The organism is Nocardioides alkalitolerans (genome assembly GCA_038184435.1).
GTDB classification, from domain to species: Bacteria; Actinomycetota; Actinomycetes; order Propionibacteriales; family Nocardioidaceae; genus Nocardioides; species Nocardioides alkalitolerans_A.
On sequence record CP116227.1, the window covers coordinates 1,008,418 to 1,027,047 of the forward strand.

Consider the following 18,630-nt stretch of genomic DNA (forward strand, 5'->3'; position numbering starts at 1 on the left):
CGCCCGCAGGGGCTGTGGATGACGCCAGCGGCGCCCGGCGCGATCGGTCCAGACTGGCCGGCATGAGAAGCATCGACGAGACGTTCATCCGCAGCACCGACGACCTCGCGGCGTTCTGGCGCGACATCCAGGGCGGCCTCGGCTGGAGCGCGCCCCAGCTGTGGGCGGCCCACGTCGCCGCCGACGGCTCAGTGAGCCCCGCGCTCCTGCAGGTGTACGACGAGGAGCACGCCGCCGCGCCGCCGCCCGAGCTGCTCGACGGTTTCGTGCAGCTGCACGCCGAGGTGTTGTCGACCGCCTTCCCCGGCGGGTCGTTGGCGGTGCTGAAGGCGCGTCCGGGCGGGCCGTCGTTCACGCCGGCCGACCGGGCCTGGTGCCAGGGGTTGCAGCGGGCGCTGCTCGACGCGCCGTTCGCGTCGTACCCGGTGTTCTTCGCCAGCGACGCCGGCGTCGGGATCGTGCCGCCGGACGAGCTGCTGGTGGCAGCCTGAGCCTCAGCCGGGCGGCTCCAGCTCAGCGAGCACGTCGGCGACCTCGACCGCCGGGGCGAACGGACCGGGCATGCGGAACACCCGGGTGCCGCCGGGCAGCTCCGCGTCCTGGTAGCCGGGGCGCCCCTCACGGCCGAGCAGCGCCTTCACCGGGAGGCGGGTGAGGCAGACGACGAGGGGCACGGCCCGCCTCGCGAGCTCGTCCACCAGCACCTCGCGACCGTGGGCGACCTCGTCGGGCGTGACGGCGGCGCCGCTCGCCGGCCGGCGCACGACGTTGGCGAACCCGACCCCGGCGGCCAGGGCGCCCGGCTCGAAGAAGGTCCCGCCGGTGGGGGCCGGGAAGAGGCCCGTCGACGCGAGCCGGCGCAGCTGGCGCTGCCCCACCTGGCCCTGGAAGTAGTGCCCCGCCTCGACGCTGCACGGCACGGGGTGCAGTCCCACGACCATCGCCCGCGGTCGGTCCGGCCAGAGGTCGGCGAGCGTGAGCACGGAGGTGCCGCGCCAGTCGACGGTGGTGCGGTGGTCGTCGGCGCCCATGGGACCAGTGTCGAGCCTGGCCCAACTCCGCTCGCCTGCTTGGGTGTGCGACCTACCGTGGAGCCGGGCCGCCGGATGCCCGGGAGGACGGACACGTGGACTCGCTCCTGGACCTCGCCCGGTCGCTGCTCGGATCGCCGTGGCTCTACGCCGCCGTGCTGGCCCTGGTCGTCGTCGACTGCTTCGTCCCGGCGGTGCCGAGCGACGAGGTGATCATCGCCGTCGGTGCGCTGGCCGTGACCGCCGACCATCCCTGGGTGCTGCTCGGGCTGTTCGCGGCCGCGACCGCCGGCGCCCTCGCCGGCGACAGCACCGGCTTCCTCATCGGGAGCCGTCTCCCGCGCGAACGTCTGCGCCGTCGCCGATGGCTCGTGCGGTTCCTCGACGCCGCCGACCGCCAGCTCGAGCGACGCGGTGCGCGGATCGTCGTGTCAGCGCGGTTCGTGCCGGTCGTGCGGATCGGCGTCAACCTCGTCGCGGGCGGCACGCTGCGCTACCGGGACTGGGTCCCGATGGCCGCGCTCGCCTGCCTGCTGTGGGCGTCGTTCACCGTCCTGATCGGCGGCGTCGCGGGCTTCGGCCTCAGCGACCAGCCCGTGCTCGCGATGCTGCTGGGGATGGCGATCGGGGTGACCGCGGGCTTCGTCCTCGACCGCGCCCTCACCGCCCGCGCCCGCCGCCGCGACGCCCCCGCCCTGGACGAGGTGCCGGGGGTCTGAGCGTCGAGTTGGGTTGTACGGCGCGGCAGGTGCGTCGAGTTGGGTGAAACAGCCGTGCTCGTGGCACTGAACCAGCGCTAGGGCCAGCGGTAGCGCGTCCTGCTCACGCGTCGTACGACTCCCGGAGGCTCGCCCACAGCAGCACGTTGATCCGCCGCCGCAGGTGGCGGAGCGTCGGGTCGTCCGGCAGCGGCAACGGGCTCAGGTGGGTGAAGACGAGGCGGGTCTCGTTCTCGTGCGGCAGCACGGCGAAGTGGATCTCGTCGTCGGGTCGGCTCGGCCACAGCGACGACCAGACGATGCGCTCGGGCGGCTCGGCGACGAGCACCCGCGGGTCCACCTCGTCGGGCTCGAGGAACAACCACGGTCGCGCGCCCGGGCGTCGCGGCTCGGTCAACGACTCGAAGACGACGTGCGGCGGGGGCGGCAGCTTCTTCGCCCGGTGCGCGAGCTCGATCATCGCCGCAGGCTAGGGCCCGCGACGCGGTCCCGCACCCGGGTTTGTGCGCAGAAGTCCCAACTCGGCGCGTCTGCCGCGCCGTACGACCCAACTCGACGCGTCTGCCGCGCCGTACAACCCAACTCGACGCGCGCTCAGACCAGGTTGCGCAGGCGGTCGAGCAGCTCGTCGCGGACGGCCTGCATGACGGCGGGTTCGACCTCGTCGCGCAGCGCGTCGGCGTCGTCGAGGTCCGACAGGATCGCGCGCACGTCGAGCTCGTCGATGGCGCGCGTGAGCACGTCCTCCGTCGGGAGGGCGTCGTCGATGACGGAGTCGGGCAGCGCGCGGATGCCCGCCGCGAGGAACCGGTTGATGTCGGCCCCGTCGAGCGCCTCGTCCACGAGCGACGACGAGGGCGGCAGGAGGTCCTCGTCCGCCAGCTCGCCGACCGCCGACCGCAGGCCGTCGCGGAGCGCGTCGACCTGGGCGTCGGTGGGCTCGTCCTGCTGGGCCAGCTCGAGCGTGAGGGCCTCGCGGCTGACGCCGAGGGTGCAGGCCGCGTCGTCGACGCCACGCAGCACCAGCTGCTCCGTCAAGCCCTCGATGCCGTCGGCCCGCGACGGCGTCGCCGCACGGTCCGCGCAGGCGTCGGCCGGCGCCAGCGGTCGGAAGTCCCCGCCCCCGGCGGCGACCTGCACGCCCGCGACACCCAGCACGAGGGCGAGCGCGACGGCGGGCAGTGCAGCGAAGCGCACGGCGGCGTTCATCGCGCGACCTCCGCTCCCGGAAGGTCCGGCAGGCCCGACGGAGGCGGTGTCCGTGGCCGGTCCCGCACCGTCCGCACCACCGACCCCACGCCCACCGTCACCATCGCTGCCAGCGCCAGCCCGGCGCCCACGAGGTAGGAGTCGCGGAAGGCCAACGACACCGCCCGGTCGAGCTGGTCGTCGAGTTCGCGCTCGAGGTCGTCCACCGCCGCGCGGTCCTCGGGAGCCACGTCGAGCGACGCGAACGCCCCGCTCAGCTCCGGCACCTGGCCCCGCTGCCCGGTGAGCTCGGCCCCGAGCGCCCGGGCGAGCGCGATCTTGTCGTCCGGCTGCAGCGGTGCGTCGATCACGAGGGACGCGATGGCCTCGGTCGCCGGCTCCTCCGCGTCGAGCAGGTCGGCGGTGAAGACGGGCGTGAGGATCGCCAGGCCGACCACGACGCCGAGGTGGCGCGAGCTGATCGTCCAGGCGGCGTGCCGCGCGCGGGGCCGCCGCCCCTCCATGGCCCGGTAGGTCAGCTGGTCGACGCTCAGCCCCAGACCGAGGCCGACGAGCGCCTGCGGCGCCACGGTCCAGATGAGGTCGGCCGAGGGCGGCAGGGCGAGCCCGACGAGCCCACCGGCCACCAGCAGGCACCCGACCGCCACCTCCACGTCGGGGGGCGGCTGCAACCACCGCGCCAAGGGCTGGGCGACCAGCGCCGCCACGGGGATCACCGACACGGTCAGCGCGGCCATGGCCGGGGAGTGCCGCCATCCCTCCACCAGCAGCAGCACGAGGAGGAACAGCGCCGCCGTCAGTGCCGCGGAGAGCAGGCCGAGCGTCACGTTGTGGCCCACGACCGGCCGGTGTGCCACGTCCGGCTCCTCCACGGGGCCGTCTCCCGGCACCGGCTCGCGTACCAGGAGGGCGGCGGGCACGGCCAGCGCGGCGAAGGGCACCTGCGCGATGAAGATCGCCTGCCACGAGATGGCCTCGGTGAGGAGGCCGCCGGCGACCGGGCCCGCCGCCGTACCCACCACGCCCGCCGTCACCCACGCTGCCACCCCGCGTCGCTCGCCCATCCGCGCCACGAGCAGCTCGAGCGCCCCGACGAGGGCGAAGGCCCCGCCCAGGGCCTGGACGCAGCGCGCGGCGATGAGCACCTCGATGGTGGGTGCGGCGGCGCACCACGCCGAGGCTCCGGCGAAGACCGCGATGCCGATCGCCGCCAGCGCACGGGGGTGGGCGCGGATGCGCCGCAGCGCAGCCGGTACGGCGAGGGCGCCGAGCACCAGGTTGTAGGAAATGAGGACCCACGCCACCTGGGCCACCGAGGCGTCGAGCTCCTGGAGCATCTCGGGCAGCGCCAGGGTGACGATGGCCGAGTCGGCCAGCACGAGACCGACCGTGACGGTCAGGAGCAGGCCCACGAGTCGGTGCACCTCGACATGGTGGCACCCCGATCATCGCTCGGGCGGGAGCGACGCGGCTCAGTGGAAGTGGCGGGCCAGTCGGCGGTGCCGGTGGCGGAAGAAGGCGAGCACCACGACGCGCAGCACCGGCCCGATCGGACGGAGGGGCAGGCGGGGCGCGAGGGTGACCTGGTCGAGAACGACCGTGCCCGCGCCGTCGGCCTCGACCGTGCGGTCGTGGACCCACCGCCGCATGCTGAGCATCGACGACTCCTCGCGGAACCGGCGCCCGGGCTCGAGCTCCACGACCACGAGGTCGTCGAAGTCGAACGGCACGACGCCGCCGAGCCGCAGCCAGGCCCGTCCGACCGGCTGGCCGACGACGAGCGCGTCGATGCTGTCGACGGTCGATCCGCGCGGCAGCGCCATCGTCATCCAGGGACGCATCTCGTCGTTGATGCCCTCCGGGGTGACGACCCGCGCCCACACCTCGCCCGGCGGTGCGGCCACGACGCTCCGCACCTCGACCTGCCACTCCCGACGCACCCCTGCATCCTCCGGGACGAGCGGCACCGCCGTCACGCTCTACGACACGAGTCGCGCCTTGATGTCCGCCTTCAGCACTTTCCCGACCTTCGACCGGGGCAGGTCGGGCCAGACCTCGACCTGCTTCGGCGCCTTGACGCTCCCGAGGCGCTCCTTGACGAGCCGTTGGAGCTCGCCGGCCTCGAGCGAGGCGCCGGGCCGCAGCTGCACCACGGCCGTCACGCGCTCGCCCCACTTCTCGTCGGGCAGGCCGACCACGGCGCAGTCCGCCACGGCGGGATGAGCCATGACCGCCTGCTCGACCTCAGTCGAGTACACGTTGAACCCGCCCGTGATCACCATGTCCTTCGCCCGGTCGACGATGAACAGGTAGCCGTTGTCGTCGAGGTAACCGACGTCGCCCGTGTGGTGCCAGCCGTGCGCGGACGCCTCGGCGGTCGCCTCCGGGTTCCGGTGGTAGCCCCGCATGACGAGCGAGCCCCGCACGACGATCTCGCCGCGCTCGCCCCGCGGCAGCAGCGTGCCGTCCTCGGCCATGATCGCGACGGTCGTCAGCGCCGACGGTCGCCCGGCCGAGCCGAGCCGCTCTCGTGCGACCTCGCCGGACGGCAGGAAGTGGTCGGTCGGCGCCATCGTCGAGACCATCATCGGCGCCTCCGTCTGCCCGAACAGCTGCGCCATGACCGGCCCGATCCGCGTGAGCGCCTCCTCCAGGCGGCTGGTCGACATGGGCGCCGCGCCGTACCAGAAGCACCGCAGGCTCGACAGGTCCCGCGCGTCGAGGCTCGGGTGGTCGAGCACCATGTAGATCAGCGTCGGCGGCAGGAAGGTGTGGGTCACCGCGTGCTGCTCGACGCGGTCGAGGAACCCACCGACGTCGGGGCTGCGCATGACGACGATCGACCCGCCGCGGCACAGCACGGGGAAGCAGAGGACCCCGGCGGCGTGGGTGAGCGGGGCGAGGGCGAGGTACGTCGGCGGTCGGTCCTCCGGCCACGGATAGCTCATGAGGGTGATCGCCGTCATGGTCTCCAGGTTGGTGCCCGTCAGCTCGACGCCCTTGGGGCGGCCCGTCGTGCCACCCGTTCCGACGATCATCGCCAGGTCGTCGCGCGCCGGCCGGTCGACGACCTCGGTGACCGTCTCGCCCGACGCCAGGAACTCCTCCCACCCCAACGCCCACGGCAGGTCGGCGTCGAGGCAGACGAGCGTCCGCAGGTCGGGGAGGTCGCCCCGGATCGCGTCGACGAGCGGCGCGAACGCAGCCTGGAAGACGAGCACCGAGCAGCCGTAGAGCGCCAGCAGCTCCTGGTTCTCCGCCGCCTCGTTGCGCGGGTTGACCGGGCACCAGACGGCCCCGGCGCGGCTGATGCCGAACACGCAGGTGAAGGCCGTCGGGTCGTTGGCCGACAGCACCGCGACGCTGTCGCCCGGCTCCACCCCGCCCGCCACCAGGGCGGCGGCGATGCGGCCGGTGAGGGCCTGCACGTCGGCGTACGTCGCGGTGACGCCGTCGCACTCGAGGCAGGGGGCGTCGCGGTCGAGCGACGCCCCCTTGTCGAGGAAGTCGACCAGCCGCATCAGTGGCCCTGGCGGGTGATGACCGGCTCGGCGACGAGGCCGAAGGCCCGCAGCTGGCCGAGCAGCTCACGGTGGCCGATCGCCTTCGACGCCGACGCGAACCCGACGCGCTTCGGCGCCTGCTGCAGCAGCGAGGAGGCGACGAACGCCTGGAGCAGCCCGGTCTGCTTGTAGTTCTGGTTGCCGTGGATGACGCAGTGCGCGCGCCCGAGGGGACCCGAGGCGTGCACCGAGTCGAGCGACTTGTTGAGGCGCGGGTTCTCGCGGGGCGGCATGACGTTCATGACCTGGGCGGCCACCTCGGTCAGAGCGGCGTCGCGGTCGGCCGGCGACATGTCCTTCGTGGCCTCGAGCGCCTGGGCGACGATCTGCGGCACGCCCGTCATCAGCGCCGGGTTGAAGACGCCACCCTGCGCCTTGCAGCTCGCGACGCGGGGGTCGCGCTTGTACCAGACCGGGTGCGACGTGCCGCCCCACGGCAGCGACTGCGCCAGCTCGTGCTGACCGGGCACGACGAGCGGCATGAGGCCCTGGCCGGGCTCGAACTCGACGTACTGGTTCTGCTGCAGGTGGAAGGCCTTCGAGGTCGCCGCGTTGATGAGGATGGTGAGCGTCGAGGCGATGGTCGGGGAGCCGCCCCAGAAGACGGCGATGTCGAGCGTGTCGAGCCCCGGCTGCTCGAGGCAGAGCTCGGCGGCGATCTCGCCGGTCGTGTACATGTGCGCCACACCGGGGGAGAGCAGCAGCCCGGCGGCGGCGAAGTCCGCGCCGTACGTCTCGTCGCAGGTGATGAGCCAGTCCTGCTCGCCGGTGGTGTCGAGGTAGTGCACGCCGGCGGCGAGGCTGGCCTGGACGACCTCGGGGCCGTACTTGCTGAACGGGCCGACCATGTTGCACACGACGCTCGAGCCGCGGAACAGCTCGGTCAGCGACTCCACGTCGTGGGTCACCTCGACGACCTCGTAGTCGGCGGTCTCGATGCCGGCCACGTTGGCGTCCATCGAGGCCTGGATCTTCTCCGCGTCGCGACCGGCGGCGGTGAAGGGGATGCCGTACTCGCGGAGGTACTCGCAGACGAGTCGGCCGGTGTAGCCGGAGGCGCCGTAGACGACGACGGGCTTGCTGCTCATGGGGTGCTCCTGGGGCTGGGGTGGGAGAAGGGGGCGGGTACGGCGCGGGTCACATGCCCATGCCGCCGTCGACGGGCAGACCGGCCCCGTTGACGAAGGCCGCCTGGTCGGAGGCGAGGAAGACGACGGCGGCGGCGATGTCCTCGGTGCTCGCGAGGCGGCCCGACGGGGTCTGCGCGACGACGGCCCCGACGGCCTCGTCGGTGGAGCCGAAGAGCCCGATCCGGGCGACGTCCGCAGCGAGGTTGGCGCCCATCTGGTTCGGCACGAGGCCCGGGTAGACGCAGTTGACGCGCACGCCGTAGCCGAGCGCCCCGCTCTCCATCGCCGCCACGCGCGTGAGCCGGTCGACGGCGGACTTGGTCGCGGAGTAGACCGCGATCGCGGGGAACGCGATGGTCGCGGCGACCGAGGCGATGTTGATGACGACGCCGCCCTTCCCGGCCGCGCCCTCGGGACGCATCGTGCGCAGCGCGTGCTTCAGGCCGAGCGCGGTGCCGAGCACGTTGACGTCGAGCATGGTGCGGGCCTGCGCCGCGTCGAGGTCGACCAGCAGGCTCGTGATCTCGACGCCGGCGTTGTTGACCAGGATGTCGAGGCCGCCGGCCTGCTCGAGCGCGGCGGCGATGCCGGCCTCCCAGGAGGCGTCGTCGGTGACGTCGACGTGCACGAACACCCCGTCGATGCTCGCGGCAACCGCCTGACCGGCCTCGTCCTGCAGGTCGGCGACGACGACCTTCGCTCCCGCCGCGGCGAGGGCGCGGGCCATGCCCTCGCCGAGTCCCTGCGCGCCGCCGGTCACGAGCGCTACGCGCCCGGTGAGGTCCTGGTTGGTCATGGGTGCGACTCCTTCGTCGGTGGGGTGATGCCAGTCACACTGCTGCTCCCTCTGGACGGTTGTCAAGATTTTTCTTGACGACTGTCCAGGGAAATCTGGACACCTGTCCGGCGTCGTCTAGGCTGGGCGGTCGAGCACCAGGAGGGACCCATGGCCACGACCCGCGTGAACCCCGTCGACAAGCACGACGTGCGTCGCCGCGCGCTCGCCGAGTCGGCGCTGCGCACCCTCGGCGAGCTCGGCTACGCGAGGGCGTCGCTGCGCGAGATCGCCACCAACTCCGAGTTCAGCCACGGGATGGTGCACTACTACTTCGCCGACAAGCTCGAGCTGATCGTGTACTGCGTGCGCTACTACAAGGAGACGTGCGTGACCCGGTACGACGGGGTCGTCAGCGACGCGCAGTCGGCCGACGAGCTGCTCGACGCCTTCGCCGCGAAGCTCTGCGAGACGATCGTCGACGAGGCTCCGATGCACCGGCTCTGGTACGACCTGCGTGCCCAGAGCATGTTCGAGGAGAGCCTCCGCGAGGCCGTCACGCAGATCGACCGCACGCTCGAGGACATGATCTGGCGCGTCGTCACGCGGTACGCCGAGCTCGGCGGCCGCTCCGTCACGGTGCCGCGGCACGCGTCGTACGGGATCCTCGACGGCGTGTTCCAGCAGGCGCTGCTGGCCTACCTGGGGTCGGACGCTCCCGACGCTGCGCTCGAGGCGCTGCGCTCCGAGGTGCGCACGCTCGTGCCGCTGCTGGTGGGCTGAGCGCCTCCTTCCTCCGGTCGTGGTGCCAGTGCACCGTTTTCCGTAGCGCTGAGGCCACGACCCGGCAGGTTGGGCACGGGCGCGACACTGACGTCATGCCGCCGGAGCCCAAGACCTGCCGCTCCTGCGGACGCCGCATCGAGTGGCGCAAGAAGTGGGAGCGCGACTGGGACCAGGTGCAGTACTGCTCCACCGCCTGCCGACGCCGCGGCGTCTCCGAGGTCGACGAGCGGCTCGAGGCGCTCATGCTGCAGCAGGTGTCCCGCGGACGGGGGACGGCGACCCCCATGGACGTCGCCCTCGCTGTGGCCGACGGCGACGAAGCTGCGGCGACGGAGCTCGCCGAGCCCGCCCGCCGTGCCGCCCGGCGCCTGGTCGCGCGCGGCGAGGCCGAAATCGTGCAGCGGGGGAAGGTCGTCGACCCGTCGACGGCGAAGGGGGCGTTCGAGGTGCGGCGCCGGAGGTAGGCGCACCGCGTTCCCGGTCAGCCCTGTCCCGTGTGGCGGTCGGCGAAGCCGCTGTCCTCGACGAGCTCGGTGGCGAGCGTGCGCGTGAGCCGGTCCATGACGGTGGCGAGCGTCGTCAGGTCGGCGGGGTCCCAGTCGCGGAACAGCTCCCGCAGTGACGCCACGCGGGCCTGGCGCACCGCGGTGACGCGCTCGCGACCGGCGTCGGTGATGGTGATGACGACGGCACGGTGGCTGTCGGGGTGGCGCTCGCGGCGCACGAGGCCGGCCGTGACGAGCGGTCCGACGCGACGGGTGGCCGTCGGTGGCGTGAGGTCCAGCTCGGCCGCGATCTCTCCCATGGTGAGCGGGGTGCCGTCGGCGAGGCGCGAGAGGAGCAGGAACGTCGTGCGGTCGAGCACCGGTTCGCCGCCCGCGTCGCCCCGGTGGAACCGGTGGAACTCGCCGAGCCGGATCAGCCAGGCGATGGACTCCTGAATGCGGGCGAGCTCGAGGTCGACCGGTGCGGGCGTGCTCATGGGGGTCATGGTGCCCCCTCGGGTGGGCGTCTCGAATGCCGGGCATTTCGATTAAGTCGACCAAGTTGCTCCTAATCTCACTTCCGACGTGAAAGTGACGACCGAGGGAGCGCACGTGACCGAGACCGTGGCAAGAGCGACCGACCTGGCCGCAGTCCTGGAGGAGCTGGCGGTGGGTGCCGCGGACCGCGAGCGCGCCGACGACCGCCCCCACGAGGTGGTCGAACGGCTGCGGGCGACCGGCTTCCTGGCGTCCCGCGTGCCGGGTGCCCACGGCGGGGGTGACGTGACCCTCCGGGACTTCTTCGGCACGCTGATCGACGTCGCCCGTGCCGACTCCGGGGTGGCGCAGGCGCTGCGCGCGCACTTCGCGTACGTCGAGGGTCTCCGCTTCGCTCCCGAGGGCCCCGCGCGGGCCGGTGCCCTCGACCTGGTCGCGGGCGGCGCCGTCATCGGCAACGCCATCACGGAGCCCAGCGGTGCGGCGGCCGGCGACTTCGCCGGGCTGGCGACGACCTTCACACCGGACGGCGACGACTGGCGCATCTCGGGCACCAAGTTCTACTCCACCGGCACCCTCTACGCCGACCTCGTCTGGGTCTGGGGCGTCACCGCCGACGGGCGCCCCGCGAGCGCGCTCGTCCCGCTCGACCGGCCCGGCATCTCGGTGATCGACGACTGGGACGGCTTCGGCCAGCGCGCGAGCGGCAGCGGGACCACGATCTTCGACGGCACCCCCGCGACGGCGGCGGAGGTCGTCGTCGCCGGCGACGAGGCGCCGCCGCGCCTCGCGATCGGCGCCTTCCTCCAGCTCTTCCTGACGGCGGTGGTCGTCGGCAACCTGGAGGCGGCGAACCGCGACGCGCAGGACCTGTTGCGCGGACGGAGCCGCGGGATCACGCACGGCACCACCACCCTGCCGCGCCACGACCCGGTCCTGCTGCAGCAGGTCGGCGAGATCGCCGCGAAGGCGTACGCCGCGCGCACCATCGTGCTCGACGCGGCGGCCCTGCTCGACGAGGTCGACGCGCGCCTCCACGCCGGCGAGCTCGACGGGGTGGCGGCGCAGCAGGCCGGACGTCGGGTCGCCGAGGCCAAGATCGCGGTCGAGCGGCTGGCGCTCGACGCAGCGACGGCGCTGTTCGAGGTCGGCGGCGCCTCCGCCACCCGTGCCGGGGCGAACCTCGACCGGCACTGGCGCAACATCCGCACGCTCGCCTCCCACAACGCGACGCGCCTCAAGGCCGCCGTGATCGGCGACCACGTCGTCAACGGCACCGAGCTCCCCGACAACACCTACTTCTGACCCGCACCGACCCGACCCCGCGACCCCACGGAGATCCCCATGAGCCAGACCCGCACCCGCACCATCCCGGCCGAGGCCTTCGGCGACGGTGCCCGGAGCGTCGACGTACCCGTCCTCGACTCCCACCTGCACCACGTCGAGCAGGGGGAGGGGGCGCCCATCGTCTTCCTGCACGGCAGCCCGACGAGCTCCTACCTCTACCGGCACCTCTTCCCGGCGCTGCGCGGCCGCGGTCGCCTGATCGCCGTCGACCTCGTCGGGTTCGGCGACTCGGGCCGTCCGGCGATCGACTACGAGCTGGCCGACCACGAGCGCTACCTCGACGCCTGGTTCGACGCCCTCGGCCTGCGCGACGTGACGCTGGTGCTGCAGGACTACGGCGCTGCGTTCGGCGTGTCGTGGGCGTCGCGCCACCCCGACCGCGTGCGGGCCGTGCTCCTCGCCGAGCCCGTCATCCGCGACATCGAGTCGTCCGCGCTGCCCGAGGCGTTCGTCGGCGCGCAGCAGCTCATCCGCACGCCGGGCGAGGGCGAGAAGTTCGTGGTCGAGGACAACGGCTTCCTGACGCAGGTCTTCCCGGGCGCCTTCCTCGAGCCGCTCGCCGAGACGGACCTCGCCGTCTACCAGGCGCCGTTCCCGACCGCCGAGTCCCGTGCGCACCTGATCCGCTTCCCCCGCAACCTGCCGATCGACGGCGTGCCGGCCTCCAGCGTGGCCTATCTCGCGCGCAACGAGGAGTGGCTCGCGACGTCGCAGGACGTGCCGAAGACCCTCCTGACCTACACGCCCGGCTTCCTGCTGACGCCGACGATCGAGGCGTGGATCCGCGAGAACGTCGCGAACATCGAGGTCCACGACGGCGGTGCGGGCGTGCACTTCGTGCAGGAGGAGCAGCCCCAGGGCCTTGCCGACGCGGTGATCGCGCTCCTGGCGCGCGCCAAGGCGGTCCGCGGATGACCGTCACGCCCGGGTCCCCGGCCCTCGACGACCTCCTCGTCCGCATCGCCGCCGGCGCTGCAGAGCGCGAGGCGACCGGCACCGCTCCGTTCGAGCAGATCGGCTGGGTCAAGGAGGCCCGGCTCGGGGCCTACCGCGTGCCCGCCGCCGACGGCGGTGGCGGTGCCGGCGTCCGCGACCTGTTCGACCTCGTCGTCCGCCTCAGCCACGCGGACTCCAACATCGGCCACCTGCTGCGTGCCCACTTCGGGACCGTCGAGGACATCCTGCTCTGGCCCGCGTCGCCCCGCCGGGAGCGGTGGCTCGCCCGGGTCGTCGCCGGCGAGCTGTTCGGCAACGGCAACAACGAGCTGGGGGCCAAGCACGCCGGCGACTTCGCGAAGTCGACCACGTTCACGCGCGACGGGGAGGAGTACGTGGTCGACGGCACCATGTACTACTCGACCGGCACGCTCTACGCCGACCACACGTTCGTCACCGGCGTCACGCCCGAGGGGCTCCCGGTGCAGGCGCTGCTCAGCCTCGACACCGACGGCATCACGGTGGAGGACGACTGGGACGGCTTCGGCCAGTCGCTGACCGCCACGGGCACGACGCGGTTCGCCGGCGCCCGCGTGTCCGCGGAGGACGTCACGCTGCCGCCCGCGGACCTCTCGTCGATCCCGCGGTGGCACCTCGGACCGCTCTACCAGCACTACCTCAACGCGGTCGTCGCCGGGAACGTCCAGTCGGTGCTCGACGACGCGGTGGCTCTGCTGCGGGGCCGGAGCCGGAGCTTCACCCACGGCTCCGCCGACGTCCCGCGCGAGGACCCGGTGCTCCTCGAGGTGGTCGGGGAGATCTCGGCCCTCGCGTCGGCGGCCGTCGCGGTGGTGGGGGAGACGGCGGACGTGCTGGCCCGCATCCCCGCGAGCGTGGTCGATGGGCGCACCGACGACGACGTGGTGCACGAGGCGGGACTGCGGGCGTCGATGGCGCAGGTCGTCGTGCACGACCTCGGCCTGCGGGCGGCGACCCTGCTGTTCGAGGTCGGCGGTGCCTCCGCGGTGAAGCGGTCGGAGAACCTCGACCGGCACTGGCGCAACATCCGCACGGTGGTCTCGCACAACCCGGTGCGGTTCAAGAACCGGGCCGTCGGCGACCTGCTCGTCAACGGCGAGACGTTGCCCGACAACACCTACTTCTGAGGAGGCGGCTCGTGACGGACGGCCCTCGGCAGGTCCACCTGAACCTCTTCGTGCTCGGGACGGGACACCACGAGGCGGCGTGGAGGCACCCCTCGACGACGCCGGAGCGCGTCTTCGACCCGGCGTTCTACGTCGACCTGGCGCGGACCGCCGAGGCGGCGGCGTTCGACGCGGTGTTCCTCGCCGACATCCCCAAGCTCGACGACAACGTCGAGTTCAACACGGCCGGCCGGCTCGATCCGCTCGTGACGCTGGCGCTCCTCGCCGGTGCCACTGAGCGGATCGGGCTGATCGGCACCGCCTCCACGACGTACTCCCACCCCTGGCAGCTCGCCCGCACCCTGGCGAGCCTCGACCACCTGTCGCGAGGGCGCGCCGGTTGGAACATCGTCACGACGGACTCGCCGGCAGCGGCGCGGAACTTCGGCCTCGACGCCAACCCCGACGCGGCGACCCGCTACGAGCGGGCGACGGAGCACGTCGACGCGGTGCTGCGCCTGTGGGACAGCTGGGAGGACGAGGCCGTGCACCTCGACCGTGCGGCGGGGCGCTACGTCGATCCCGCGCGCATCCACCACCCCGGCGTGCGCACGGAGCACGTGCGGGTGGCGGGGGCGCTCACGACGCCGCGTCCGCCGCAGGGGTACCCCGTGCTCGTGCAGGCGGGGTCCTCCAACCACGGCCGGGCGTTCGCGGCCCGGTTCGCCGAGGCGATCTTCACCGCCCAGCAGCGGATCGAGGACGCTCAGGCGTTCTACGCCGACATCAAACGTCAGGCGGCGGCGCGGGGGCGGAAGCCGGAGGGCGTGAAGATCCTGCCGGGGCTGTCGCCGGTCATCGGCGGCACGGAGGACGAGGCCCGCCGCCTGCAGGCCGAGCTCGACGAGCTGACGGTGCCGGCCTTCGGGCTCGCCCAGCTCAAGGACTTCGCCTACGTCGACCTCGACCACCTCGACCTCGACGAGCGGGTGCCCGAGGAGGCGTTCGCGGGGGCCGGGGACGTCACGGACAACCAGAAGAGCCGGACCCAGGTCTACGCCGACATCGTGCGTCGTGAGCAGCCGACGCTGCGCCAGCTGCTCCACAAGCTCGCGGGGGCCCGGGGGCACAAGGTGCTGGCGGGCACGCCCGAGCAGGTCGCCGACCACATCGAGCGGTGGTTCCGGGAGGGTGCGGCGGACGGCTTCAACGTGATGCCGCCGACCCTGCCCGGTGGCCTCGACGCGTTCACCGGCGAGGTCGTGCCGCTGCTGCGCGCACGGGGGATCTTCCGGGAGGGCTACACCGGCACCACGCTGCGCGACCACCTCGGCCTGGAGCGACCGGAGAACCAGCACGTTCGCTGAACCCCGTGCTCAGCGGCGGTGGCGCCGGCGCACCCACCGGCTGCCCGCGTCGGCACGCCGCGCCTCCGTGCCCGGCGCCAGGTCGCCCAGCGCGCGGATGCCAGGGGCGCCCCGCACGAGGTGCGCGAGGTGCACGAGCGCCATCTCGTCGAGCTGGTGGTCGGGGTCGCCGCAGTCGAAGATCCAATGGTCGGCGTGGCGCCCACCGGCCGCTCCGCGCCACACCCGCAGCACGGCGTCGCCGCGCTCGACGACGTGGGTGCAGCTGGCGACCTCGTGCTCCGGCGGGAGGTCGAAGGGCCACGGCGGCTCGACGGCCGCAGCGCCCGTGCGGGGCGACGGCACGCGCCACGCGGGCGGTTGCTCCTCGTCGAGGACCGCCGGCGCCCCGGGCTGCCAGGCGAACACCCCGCGCCGGTCGGGCCACACCACGGCGAGGGCGGCGGGCGCGCGACGGTGGAACCACCCCGACCAGCTCACCGTCTCGGCGAGCGCGTGTCCGGCCACCTGCTCGACGACCACGGGGACACCTGCGAGCACGTCCTCGAGCACGTCGCCGGGAGCGAGCCGGTGTCCCGCGACGACGCGGGACGCGATGCGGTCGAGGGAACGCTTCATCAGCCCGTGCTCCAGCCCCGACATCAGCAGCTCGGGGTGGTCGGCGCTGTGGCCCAGCCCGATCGTGTAGGCGAACGCCGGCCCGGGCTCGTCGTCCTCGCCGCAGTCGCCGTCCCCGCAGTCGCACGGCCCGCCGCCCCCGACGCTCATCACCGACCAGCCGTGCTCGCGCACGCCGGTCAGGACGTGGCGGTCGAGCTCGTCGTAGTGCTCCGCCGGGCGACAGGCGTGGCAGTCGCACCGCCGGGCGCCGGCCGGTCGGGGTCCCCGGGGCGGGGTGTCCCGTGGTGCCATCGCTCCTCCTTCGGGCGGGCCGTGACGGGCCCGGATCGGGAGCAGCAAGCGTGCACCGGATCGGCCGACGCCGGCGGGCGTCATCCACAGGGGCCGGTGGCCCCGCGCCTCACGCCGCGGGAGCCGCGGCGATGTCGAGGACCCAGGTCACGCCGTACGGGTCGGTGACCATGCCGTAGAGCGGCGACCAGCCCGACGGCGCGAGGGGCACGATCACCGTCGCGCCCTCGCCGGCCAGGCCCTCCCAGTAGCGCGTGAGCTCGTCGGCGTCGTCGCCGCGCACGGAGACGAAGTACGACGCGGTGCCGGCGTCGTACGGGCGGTCCGACGGCACGTCGAAGGCCATGACGCGGAAGCCGGCCGGGGAGACGACCTGGCCCCACATGACGTGGTCGGCCTCGGCGGGGTCGCCGACGGCGTGGGCATCGGCGTACGTCGCGATGGCGAGCTCCCCGCCGAAGACGGAGCGGTAGTGCTCGAGGGCGGCGCGGGCGGTGCCGCGGAGGTTGACGTGGGTGACGGTGGTGACGGACATGGGTCTCTCCTCGGTGGTGGTGCTGGGGACGAGGACAACACTCCACCGCCACGAGGACAGGTTGTGTCCTCTTCTCCTGCGATCATCGGGACATGCCCACGACGTCGTCCCGGATGCTGACGCTGCTCTCCCTCCTGCAGTCCCGGCGCGACTGGCCGGGCGGGGTGCTGGCGGAGCGTCTCGACGTGAGCACCCGGACCGTACGGCGCGACGTCGACCGCCTGCGGGAGCTCGGCTACCGGATCGCCACGGTGAAGGGGCCGGACGGCGGCTACCGGCTCGACGCGGGCGCCGACCTGCCGCCGCTGCTGTTCGACGACGACCAGGCCGTCGCGCTCACGGTGGCCCTGCAGGTGGCGACGACGGCGGGGGCCGGGATCGGGGACCACGCGCTGCGGGCGCTCGGCACCCTGCGCCAGGTGATGCCGACGCGGCTGCGGCACCGGATCGACGCGCTGACCGTCGAGGCGGTGCGGCCGCCGGGGTCATCCGACGACGCGGACCCGGCGGTGCTCGTCGCCGTCGGGACCGCCGTGCGGGCGCGGGAGGTGCTGCGTTTCGACTACGGCGTCGACGCCGAGCGCCGTCGGGCCGAGCCGCACCACGTGGTGACGTGGCGGGGGCGCTGGTACCTCGTCGCCTTCGACCTCGACCGGGACGACTGGCGCACCTTCCGCGTCGACCGGATCGCGCCGCGCACCCCGAACGGCCCGCGCTTCACGCCTCGGGAGCTGCCGGGCGGCGACGTCGCGACGTACCTGACCGGGGTGTTCCGGGGCAACGCCGACGGGGTCGGCTGGCCGTGCACGGGCGAAGTGGTGGTGGGGCTGCCGCTGGCCGAGGTGCTGCCGTACGTCGGGGACGGCGTCGCCGTCGCGCTCGACGACGGGCGCACGCGCCTGACGGTCGGGTCCTGGTCGTGGGCGGGGGGCGTCGCCTCGGTGCTGCGGTACGACGCGGAGATTGAGGTCGTCGGACCCGACGCGTTGCGCGAGGCGTTCGCGCGGGTGGGGGAGCGCTGTGGGCGGGCGGGACGCGGTACTTCGGGAGGTGCAGCCGGCACCTGAGGTGGAGCGCCGCCCCGTCGGCCGACCGTAGCGTCCTCCCGTGATCACGACCTTCCTCATCGAGCACCCCTGGCTCTCGCCGACGGCGCTCGCCCTCCTCGTCGTCGTCGGCCCGCTCGTGGGACGGCTGGTGGCGCACCGGCCGGGTGCCGCCTGGGTGCTGACCGGGCTCGCGACGGTTCCGGTCGTGGTCCTCACGATGCTCCCGACCACCGCGCGGGCCTTCGAGCGGTGCGAGGTCGCGTGGACCATGCCGACCCCGGGACGCGTCGAGCTCGCGGCCAACGTCGTGCTGTTCGTGGCGCCCGTGCTCCTCGCCGCGGTGGCGACGCGGCGTCCGCTCCTGGTGGCGGTGGCCGGGAGCGGCCTCAGTGCTCTGGTGGAAACGGTCCAAGCGCTGCTTCCGGCCCTCGGGCGGTCCTGCTCGACCAACGACTGGCTGTCCAACTCGATCGGCGTCGTCATCGGGGCGGTGCTGGGAGTGGTCGCGCTGCGGCTGGCGAGCCCGGTCGGGCGCGCTGCGGCGGATCGTTCCTAGAGGACGATGAGCAGCACGATCACCGCGACGAGGGCGCTGACGACGCCGATGACGGCCATGACGAGGCCGAACCTGGCGGTGTTGTTCATCGTCTTGGTGAGGCCGAGGTGCTGCGCCGGGCCGTCGATGAGGCGCTTGCCCTCGTTGGAGTCGAACGAGTAGTCGACGACGGCGCCGACGTTGCCGTCGTCGTCCATCCCGTACTCCTTGCGGAACGACTTCTGCACGAAGGTCCCCTTGGCGAAGGAACCGCCGCCGCGCAGCACGGGGCGGGGCACGCCGCCCGCGTCGACGCCGGCCTCCCACTCCACCCGCATGCTCTTGTCGGTGATGTCGTAGGTGCCGGCGGCCGCGTCCACGGTGACGACGTGCTGGAAGGAGGCCGCCAGCGACTTGCGCTTCATCAGCGTCCACCACCGCTGGTCGACGATGTCGATCTGCACGGTGAACCCGGTGGGCGTCTCGTCGGCGACCATGTACGGCGTGTTCGCCGTGGCGCGACGTACCTCGGCTGCGAGCTCGGCGGCGGTGACCATGGGGCGACAGTACGTCGGGGGTGGGGGCTCTTGACGGCCGTCGAGGCGGCT

The 18,630-nt window shown here is 73.3% G+C and carries 22 protein-coding genes; 10 read left to right on the forward strand and 12 right to left on the reverse strand.

Annotated features, from left to right (window positions below; genetic code table 11):
- Window positions 1–62 precede the first annotated feature (62 nt).
- Window positions 63–491, forward strand: coding sequence for a hypothetical protein (locus PIR53_04925; GenBank protein ID WZH53340.1), 429 nt, complete (start codon window positions 63–65; stop codon window positions 489–491).
- A gap of 3 nt (window positions 492–494) precedes the next feature.
- Here the strand turns inward: PIR53_04925 and PIR53_04930 are convergent, their stop codons facing one another.
- Entirely contained in the window at window positions 495–1,031 is a 537-nt protein-coding gene (locus PIR53_04930) for a uracil-DNA glycosylase family protein (GenBank protein WZH53341.1), read from the reverse strand.
- Between the two features lie 95 nt (window positions 1,032–1,126).
- On the opposite strand from PIR53_04930, the gene PIR53_04935 reads away from it, so the two are divergent.
- Window positions 1,127–1,750: a VTT domain-containing protein gene (locus PIR53_04935; protein ID WZH53342.1), complete on the forward strand. Its 624-nt coding sequence runs from the start codon at window positions 1,127–1,129 to the stop codon at window positions 1,748–1,750.
- 103 nt (window positions 1,751–1,853) lie between these two features.
- Here PIR53_04935 and PIR53_04940 read toward each other — a convergent pair whose 3' ends face one another.
- From PIR53_04940 to PIR53_04970, 7 genes are all read right to left on the reverse strand, one after another.
- On the reverse strand, window positions 1,854–2,210 hold the full coding sequence (locus PIR53_04940; GenBank protein ID WZH53343.1) for a hypothetical protein: 357 nt from the start codon (window positions 2,208–2,210) through the stop codon (window positions 1,854–1,856).
- Window positions 2,211–2,344: 134 nt separating this feature from the next.
- The gene (locus tag PIR53_04945) at window positions 2,345–2,959 is read right to left on the reverse strand and encodes a hypothetical protein (GenBank protein WZH53344.1); all 615 of its coding nucleotides are present in this window, start codon (window positions 2,957–2,959) and stop codon (window positions 2,345–2,347) included.
- Entirely contained in the window at window positions 2,956–4,383 is a 1,428-nt protein-coding gene (locus PIR53_04950; protein ID WZH53345.1) for an MFS transporter, read from the reverse strand. The genes PIR53_04945 and PIR53_04950 overlap by 4 nt, the downstream gene beginning before the upstream one ends.
- A gap of 48 nt (window positions 4,384–4,431) precedes the next feature.
- Window positions 4,432–4,899, reverse strand: a complete 468-nt coding sequence (locus tag PIR53_04955) for a hypothetical protein (GenBank protein ID WZH53346.1) — start codon at window positions 4,897–4,899, stop codon at window positions 4,432–4,434.
- Window positions 4,900–4,938: 39 nt separating this feature from the next.
- Window positions 4,939–6,480 (reverse strand): long-chain fatty acid--CoA ligase, encoded by a 1,542-nt coding sequence (locus tag PIR53_04960; GenBank protein ID WZH53347.1) that lies wholly within the window; start codon window positions 6,478–6,480, stop codon window positions 4,939–4,941.
- Entirely contained in the window at window positions 6,480–7,610 is a 1,131-nt protein-coding gene (locus PIR53_04965) for a DUF5938 domain-containing protein (GenBank protein ID WZH53348.1), read from the reverse strand. Before PIR53_04965 ends, PIR53_04960 begins: the two co-directional genes overlap by 1 nt.
- Window positions 7,611–7,659: 49 nt before the next feature.
- Window positions 7,660–8,448 (reverse strand): SDR family oxidoreductase, encoded by a 789-nt coding sequence (locus PIR53_04970; protein WZH53349.1) that lies wholly within the window; start codon window positions 8,446–8,448, stop codon window positions 7,660–7,662.
- Window positions 8,449–8,598: 150 nt separating this feature from the next.
- Here PIR53_04970 and PIR53_04975 point away from each other — a divergent pair, with 150 nt between their 5' ends.
- Both PIR53_04975 and PIR53_04980 read left to right on the forward strand, forming a co-directional pair.
- Window positions 8,599–9,210 carry a TetR/AcrR family transcriptional regulator gene (locus PIR53_04975; GenBank protein ID WZH53350.1) on the forward strand — a complete coding sequence of 204 codons (612 nt, stop codon included), beginning with the start codon at window positions 8,599–8,601 and terminating at the stop codon, window positions 9,208–9,210.
- 95 nt (window positions 9,211–9,305) lie between these two features.
- Window positions 9,306–9,677: a DUF2256 domain-containing protein gene (locus PIR53_04980; GenBank protein ID WZH53351.1), complete on the forward strand. Its 372-nt coding sequence runs from the start codon at window positions 9,306–9,308 to the stop codon at window positions 9,675–9,677.
- Window positions 9,678–9,694: 17 nt separating this feature from the next.
- Here PIR53_04980 and PIR53_04985 read toward each other — a convergent pair whose 3' ends face one another.
- Window positions 9,695–10,195, reverse strand: coding sequence for a MarR family transcriptional regulator (locus PIR53_04985; protein ID WZH53352.1), 501 nt, complete (start codon window positions 10,193–10,195; stop codon window positions 9,695–9,697).
- Window positions 10,196–10,310: 115 nt separating this feature from the next.
- Here PIR53_04985 and PIR53_04990 point away from each other — a divergent pair, with 115 nt between their 5' ends.
- From PIR53_04990 to PIR53_05005, 4 genes are read left to right on the forward strand one after another with little or no spacing between them, the layout of a single operon-like run.
- Window positions 10,311–11,501 carry an acyl-CoA dehydrogenase family protein gene (locus PIR53_04990; protein ID WZH53353.1) on the forward strand — a complete coding sequence of 397 codons (1,191 nt, stop codon included), beginning with the start codon at window positions 10,311–10,313 and terminating at the stop codon, window positions 11,499–11,501.
- A 39-nt stretch (window positions 11,502–11,540) separates the two neighbouring features.
- Window positions 11,541–12,458, forward strand: a complete 918-nt coding sequence (locus PIR53_04995; GenBank protein ID WZH53354.1) for a haloalkane dehalogenase — start codon at window positions 11,541–11,543, stop codon at window positions 12,456–12,458.
- Window positions 12,455–13,645: a hypothetical protein gene (locus PIR53_05000; protein ID WZH53355.1), complete on the forward strand. Its 1,191-nt coding sequence runs from the start codon at window positions 12,455–12,457 to the stop codon at window positions 13,643–13,645. The genes PIR53_04995 and PIR53_05000 overlap by 4 nt, the downstream gene beginning before the upstream one ends.
- A gap of 11 nt (window positions 13,646–13,656) precedes the next feature.
- Window positions 13,657–14,991 carry an LLM class flavin-dependent oxidoreductase gene (locus PIR53_05005; GenBank protein WZH53356.1) on the forward strand — a complete coding sequence of 445 codons (1,335 nt, stop codon included), beginning with the start codon at window positions 13,657–13,659 and terminating at the stop codon, window positions 14,989–14,991.
- 9 nt (window positions 14,992–15,000) lie between these two features.
- On the opposite strand, the gene PIR53_05010 is transcribed toward PIR53_05005, so the two are convergent.
- Together PIR53_05010 and PIR53_05015 are read right to left on the reverse strand one after the other, a co-directional pair.
- Window positions 15,001–15,903, reverse strand: coding sequence for a DUF4262 domain-containing protein (locus tag PIR53_05010; protein ID WZH53357.1), 903 nt, complete (start codon window positions 15,901–15,903; stop codon window positions 15,001–15,003).
- A gap of 109 nt (window positions 15,904–16,012) precedes the next feature.
- A complete protein-coding gene (locus tag PIR53_05015) occupies window positions 16,013–16,438 on the reverse strand; it encodes a VOC family protein (GenBank protein WZH53358.1) in 426 nt (141 codons plus the stop codon).
- Between the two features lie 92 nt (window positions 16,439–16,530).
- Here PIR53_05015 and PIR53_05020 point away from each other — a divergent pair, with 92 nt between their 5' ends.
- Together PIR53_05020 and PIR53_05025 are read left to right on the forward strand one after the other, a co-directional pair.
- The gene (locus tag PIR53_05020; GenBank protein WZH53359.1) at window positions 16,531–17,505 is read left to right on the forward strand and encodes a WYL domain-containing protein; all 975 of its coding nucleotides are present in this window, start codon (window positions 16,531–16,533) and stop codon (window positions 17,503–17,505) included.
- A gap of 40 nt (window positions 17,506–17,545) precedes the next feature.
- Entirely contained in the window at window positions 17,546–18,043 is a 498-nt protein-coding gene (locus PIR53_05025; GenBank protein ID WZH53360.1) for a VanZ family protein, read from the forward strand.
- Here the strand turns inward: PIR53_05025 and PIR53_05030 are convergent.
- On the reverse strand, window positions 18,040–18,579 hold the full coding sequence (locus PIR53_05030) for a hypothetical protein (GenBank protein ID WZH53361.1): 540 nt from the start codon (window positions 18,577–18,579) through the stop codon (window positions 18,040–18,042). The two genes, PIR53_05025 and PIR53_05030, sit on opposite strands and share 4 nt — an antisense overlap.
- Between the last annotated feature and the right edge of the window lie 51 nt (window positions 18,580–18,630).

Excerpts from the sequence above, each read along its gene's own strand:
- PIR53_04965 (WZH53348.1), bottom strand. The coding sequence starts at position 7,610 with ATGAGCAGCAAGCCCGTCGTCGTCTACGGCGCCTCCGGCTACACCGGC.
- PIR53_04985 (WZH53352.1), bottom strand. The coding sequence starts at position 10,195 with ATGAGCACGCCCGCACCGGTCGACCTCGAGCTCGCCCGCATTCAGGAG.
- PIR53_05030 (WZH53361.1), bottom strand. The coding sequence starts at position 18,579 with ATGGTCACCGCCGCCGAGCTCGCAGCCGAGGTACGTCGCGCCACGGCG.
- PIR53_05015 (WZH53358.1), bottom strand. The coding sequence starts at position 16,438 with ATGTCCGTCACCACCGTCACCCACGTCAACCTCCGCGGCACCGCCCGC.
- PIR53_04925 (WZH53340.1), top strand. The coding sequence starts at position 63 with ATGAGAAGCATCGACGAGACGTTCATCCGCAGCACCGACGACCTCGCG.
- PIR53_04980 (WZH53351.1), top strand. The coding sequence starts at position 9,306 with ATGCCGCCGGAGCCCAAGACCTGCCGCTCCTGCGGACGCCGCATCGAG.
- PIR53_05020 (WZH53359.1), top strand. The coding sequence starts at position 16,531 with ATGCCCACGACGTCGTCCCGGATGCTGACGCTGCTCTCCCTCCTGCAG.
- PIR53_04975 (WZH53350.1), top strand. The coding sequence starts at position 8,599 with ATGGCCACGACCCGCGTGAACCCCGTCGACAAGCACGACGTGCGTCGC.
- PIR53_05000 (WZH53355.1), top strand. The coding sequence starts at position 12,455 with ATGACCGTCACGCCCGGGTCCCCGGCCCTCGACGACCTCCTCGTCCGC.
- PIR53_04945 (WZH53344.1), bottom strand. The coding sequence starts at position 2,959 with ATGAACGCCGCCGTGCGCTTCGCTGCACTGCCCGCCGTCGCGCTCGCC.
- PIR53_05010 (WZH53357.1), bottom strand. The coding sequence starts at position 15,903 with ATGGCACCACGGGACACCCCGCCCCGGGGACCCCGACCGGCCGGCGCC.
- PIR53_04970 (WZH53349.1), bottom strand. The coding sequence starts at position 8,448 with ATGACCAACCAGGACCTCACCGGGCGCGTAGCGCTCGTGACCGGCGGC.
- PIR53_04940 (WZH53343.1), bottom strand. The coding sequence starts at position 2,210 with ATGATCGAGCTCGCGCACCGGGCGAAGAAGCTGCCGCCCCCGCCGCAC.
- PIR53_04995 (WZH53354.1), top strand. The coding sequence starts at position 11,541 with ATGAGCCAGACCCGCACCCGCACCATCCCGGCCGAGGCCTTCGGCGAC.
- PIR53_04960 (WZH53347.1), bottom strand. The coding sequence starts at position 6,480 with ATGCGGCTGGTCGACTTCCTCGACAAGGGGGCGTCGCTCGACCGCGAC.
- PIR53_04930 (WZH53341.1), bottom strand. The coding sequence starts at position 1,031 with ATGGGCGCCGACGACCACCGCACCACCGTCGACTGGCGCGGCACCTCC.